Source organism: Kitasatospora sp. NPDC051984 (assembly GCF_044593455.1).
Classification (GTDB): domain Bacteria; phylum Actinomycetota; class Actinomycetes; order Streptomycetales; family Streptomycetaceae; genus Kitasatospora.
The window spans coordinates 1-4,777 of record NZ_JBIUCB010000057.1; the positions used below are offsets into that span (position 1 = coordinate 1).

The 4,777-nt window shown below is 75.5% G+C and carries 3 protein-coding genes; all 3 read left to right on the forward strand.

The genetic code is table 11. The annotated features are described in order from the left end of the window. Positions 1-1,489, forward strand: a 1,489-nt coding sequence (locus tag ACIHEI_RS37390; protein WP_396609980.1) for an FtsX-like permease family protein, incomplete at its 5' end; no start/stop codon positions are given. Continuing rightward, entirely contained in the window at positions 1,486-4,233 is a 2,748-nt protein-coding gene (locus ACIHEI_RS37395; RefSeq protein ID WP_396609981.1) for a hypothetical protein, read from the forward strand. The genes ACIHEI_RS37390 and ACIHEI_RS37395, both read left to right, overlap by 4 nt. Then, on the forward strand, positions 4,230-4,777 hold a 548-nt coding region (locus ACIHEI_RS37400), incomplete at its 3' end, for an ABC transporter ATP-binding protein (protein WP_396609982.1). The genes ACIHEI_RS37395 and ACIHEI_RS37400, both read left to right, overlap by 4 nt.

Below are 4,777 nucleotides of genomic sequence, written 5' to 3' on the forward strand. Positions count from 1 at the left end.
GCTGCTGCCGGTCGCCGAGTTCGACCAGTGGCTCCCGGGCGACAAGCGGGGCCGGGTGCTGCTCACCGACACCGCCCGCGCCGCCACCGAACTGCGCGTCCGGCCCGACCTGTTCGGCGGCCGGCCCGCCACCGAGCTGTTCGCGCCGCTGGCCGAACCGCAGCCGGCCGGCCTCGAGCTGCCCGGAAAACCGGCCCGGATCGACCTGACCGTGGCAGTCCGGATCGGCGTCGGCCTCCCGCTCCCCGAGTGGATGCCGCAGCCGGCGGCGCCCTTCGTCTGGCTGAACCTGCGGGACGGCTTCGGCGCGGCCTACCGCATCCTGATGCCGCAGCTCCCGAACCAGGGCGAGGCCACCGTCTCGGTCGACCTCGGTCCGCAGACCGCCGCCCCGCTCGGCTCGATCGCCGCGCCGCTCAGCCTGACCGGCTTCGAGCTGACGTACGGCTCCAGCACGGGCTTCACCACCAACGAACTGACGATCCGACAACTGGCCGTCTCCGACACCGCAGCCGGACCGGCCACACCCGTCCCCGCGCCCGCCGGATCCTGGAGCGCCGCGGACGGCTCCGCGGCCCGGGTGACCGACGACCCCGCCGGGAACCGGCTGCCGACCGTCTCCTACACCTCGAACGCATCCGGCAACTCGGCCCGGCACGACGCCATTCGCGCCCTGGTGCTCCCCCCTGGCGACACCGGGTCCGGCCCCGAGGTCAAGGCCCTGGCCACCCGCACCTATCTGACGGACTCCGGCGCCAAGGTCGGCGACCTGATCAAGGTCCAGCTCGGCAGCACCAGCATGCCGGTGCGGATCACCGACCAGGTCGAGGCGCTGCCCGTGTACGGCGACACCGGCCTGCTGCTCGACCTGGCCGGCACCCACCGCTGGCTGACCGAGCGGGGCGCCCAGGTCCCGCCCGTCAACGAGTGGTGGCTGCCCGCCACCGGCCCCGGCGACCGCACCCCCGCCGAGGCCGCCGCCGCCCTGCGCGCCGGACCGACCGCCCAGCAGCTGACCCTCCGCGAGGAGGACGCCGCCGCCCATTCCGGCGACCCGCTGAGCGCCGCCCCGCAGAGCGCGCTGGCCGCGCTGGCGGTGGCCGCCGCCGTCCTCGCCACCATCGGCTTCGCCGCCGCCGCGGCCGCCTCGGCGAGCGAACGGGCCGGCGAATCGGCCGTACTGCTCGCCCTCGGCACGCCCCGACGGCTGCTGCGGCGCACCGCCACCGCCGAACAGGTCGTGCTGGTCGGCATCGGCACCGGCGTCGGGCTGCTGCTCGGAACGGTCCTGGTCCACCTGGTGGTGCCACTGGTAGTGCTCACCCCGGCGGCCCGCCCGCCGGTTCCCGGGGTCCTGGTCGGGCTGCCGCTCGGCCAGACGCTGGCCTTGGCGGCCGGGACCGCCGCCCTGCCCCTGCTGTCCGCCTTCCTGGTCGGCGGTCGCCGCCGGGACGTGGGCGCCCGGCTCCGGTTCGTGGAGGACAATTGAGCACCCCGGCTCCCTGGGTCCGCACCCGGCTGCGCGCCGCGCCACTGGCGGCCCTGCTCGCCGCCGCCCTGGCGTTCACCGTGGTCTTCCTGTCCGCCGCGCTGCCCCTGGCCAAGGACCGCGGCGCTGACGGCGCGCTGCGCAGCTACCTGCGCACGGCCGGTCCGGCCGCCACCGGCGTGCAGGTCGCCGCCCCCGTTTCCCGGGCGATCGACCCGGCGCAAGTGCTCGACCTCGCCGCGGGCCGACTCGCCCAATCCGTCGGCCCGGTGCTCCCGCTCGACCCGAGCGGCCCGGTCTACGGACGCCGGGGCACCCAGCCGCGTTCGATGGCCGACGCGCCGGGCGAGCCCCCGCTGACCCGCCCCGACAGCGTCCCGCCCGAGATCGCCGTGCAGTACCAGCACGGGGCGCGCGAGCACCTGAAGCTGACCTCCGGTCAGTGGCCGGGCGCCGCCACGGAGAGCGAGCCGATCCCCATCGCCGTGTCGGAGGCCGCCGCCAGGACCCTCGGACTCCGGCTCGGCTCGGTGTACGACGGCGGCCGGTCGGTGATGGACCGCACCGGCCCGCCGCCACCCCAGCAGGTCCGGGTGGTCGGCCTGTACACCGTCGACGACCCGTCGGACCCGTTCTGGGCCGAGATCGGCTGCGCGCTCAAGGCGTGCCTGAACCTCACCCCCGGCAGCGGCCCGGGGGAACCCCCGTTCCCGTACTGGTACGCCGTCGCGCTGACCGGCCCCGAGGCCGCGCCGCTGGTGGCCACCTGGGGCCACGGGGCCGAGGACTACTGGCGGCTGCCGGTGCGGGTGGACGAGCTGCGGGCCGACCGGCTCCAACAGACCTCCTACGACCTCGCCGCGGTCACCGCAGGGCCGGTCTCCATCAAGATGACCAACGCCCTCGCACGGGAGAACGTCCGGATCACCTCCCAGCTGCGCACCATGATCGACCGCGCCCTGAAGCGGCAGCGGGCCATCGACTCGCTCGCCGAGGTCGGCCCCGCCGGTGCCGCCGGGGTCGCCGCCGTGGTGCTCTGCCTCGCCGCGGCACTGAGCACCGAACGGCGCACGGCCGAGCTGCGATTGCTGCTGGCCCGCGGTGCCGGAGTCCGCGGGATCTTCCAACGGCTGCTCGGCGAAAGCGCGTTGACCGTGCTGCCGGCCTCCGCACTCGGCGCGCTGCTCGCCTTCACCCTGCTGCCCACCCCTCGCTGGCTGCCCGCCGCCGTCGCGGCCGGCTCGGTGACCCTGCTCGCCCTGCTGGCCTTCCCGGTCCGGGCGGCGCTGCTGCTCCGCGACAAGGCCGGCAGCGGCTTCTCCGGACGCCGCCGCCTGATGGCCGAACTCGCCGTGCTGGCCACCACCGCGGCCGCCGTCACCCAGGTCGTCCGGCGCGGGGTGGCCCCGGCCGGCGAAGGGGTGGACCTGCTGCTGGTGGCCGCCCCGCTGCTGCTCGCGCTGACCGGCGCGCTGCTGCTGGCCCGGATCCAGCCCGTCGTGATCGGGCTGCTGGCCCGCTGGTCCGGGCGGTGGCCCGGCGCCATCGGCTTCCTCGGCCTGGCCCGCGCCGCCCGCGGCAGCGGCGGCCCGCGCTCGCGTCCCTCGGTGCTGCCGCTGCTCGCCCTGGTGCTGGCGGTGACCTGCGGCGCGGTCGGCGCCACCGTGCTGAGCTCGGTGGCCGGCAAGCGCGCCACGGCCGCCCGGTACAACATCGGCGGCGACGCCCAGGTCGACGCCCCGTTGGGCAGCGCGCTGCCGGACGCCTTCCTCTCCGCCGCCGACCGGCTGCCCGGCGTGGACGTCTCCCTGCCGGTCTGGACCGACGACGACGTGACGCTGACGTTCGGCAACGGCTATTCGGCCCGGGTCAACGTGCTGGTGGCCGACCCGGTCAAGTACGCGAAACTCGCCGACATCGCCGGGCGGGGCCGGTTCGACCCGGCGGTCTTCACCGCCCAACCGGACAACTCGATGCCCGCCCTGGTCAGCAGCGACCTGCCGAACGGCACCTTCAACCTCCGGCTGGCGGGCGGCGAGGCGGTCACGATCCACACCGTCGCCGTCGCCGACGGCACCCCCGCCTTCAACGGCGCCGAGAACACCACCGTGGTGCTGCCGCTCGGCGCGGCCACCGACCTGCTGCCCCGGTTCGGCGCCCCGAAGAAGTGGCTGGCGATCGGAAACATCGACGACGCCGCCGTGCGCGCCCTGGCCGCCCAGTACCTCGGGCCGGCGGCCACCGGCGACCAGCCGGGCCACGTGGTGCGGACCCGCACCGCCGACACCGCGAACCTCGGCGACGACCCGCTGCAGGCCTCGGCCGAGCGGATGTTCTGGGTCTCGGTCGGCGCCACCGCGCTGTTCGCGGTGCTCTCCGTCCTGCTCACGCTGTTCCGCGCCGGCCCCGAACGCGCCGCGACCCTGGCCCGGCTGCGCACCATGGGCCTGCGGCCCCGGCAGGGGCTGGCGCTGATCCTCACCGAGGCACTGCCGCAGTCCCTGGTCGCCGCCCTCGGCGGGGCACTCACGGCCGTGTGCGGCGTCCTGCTGCTCGGCCCCGCCGTCGACCTCGCCCCACTCGTCGGCGCCGACACCCCCACCGGACTGCGGCTCACCGCCGCACCGATCCTTCAACAGGCCGTCGGGCTGGCCCTGCTGGCCGCCCTCGCGGTGCTGGCCGAGGCCGCCGTCACCGCCCGCCGCCAGATCACCACCGAGCTACGAGCGGGAGACACCCCATGAGCACTCCGCCCCCGAGCCTGGACGAGCTCCGCACCAAGGCCCTCGCCGCCTCCGCACCCCGGACCGTCCGAACCGACGTCGCGATCAGCTGCGAACGACTGGTCCGGATCTTCAGCACCGACGGCATCGAGGTCCAAGCCCTCCAAGGCCTCGACCTCACCGTCGACCAGGGCGACCTCGTAGCCCTCGTCGGCGCCTCCGGCAGCGGCAAATCCACCCTGCTGAACGTGCTCGCCGGACTCGACACCCCCACCGCCGGCAACGCCACCGTCGCCGGCCGCGACCTCCTCACCATGACCCCCAAGGACCGGCTGAGCTACCGCCGCGAGGTGGTCGGCTTCATCTGGCAGCAGACCGCCCGCAACCTTCTCCCCTTCCTCACCGCCGCCCAGAACGTCGCCCTGCCGATGCAACTCCGCTCCGGCCACCGAGCCGCCAAACGCCAGCAAGGCCGCGTCACCGAACTCCTGGAGGCCCTGGACATCGCCGAACTCGGCCACCGCCGCCCCGCCGAACTCTCCGGCGGCCAGCAGCAACGCGTCGC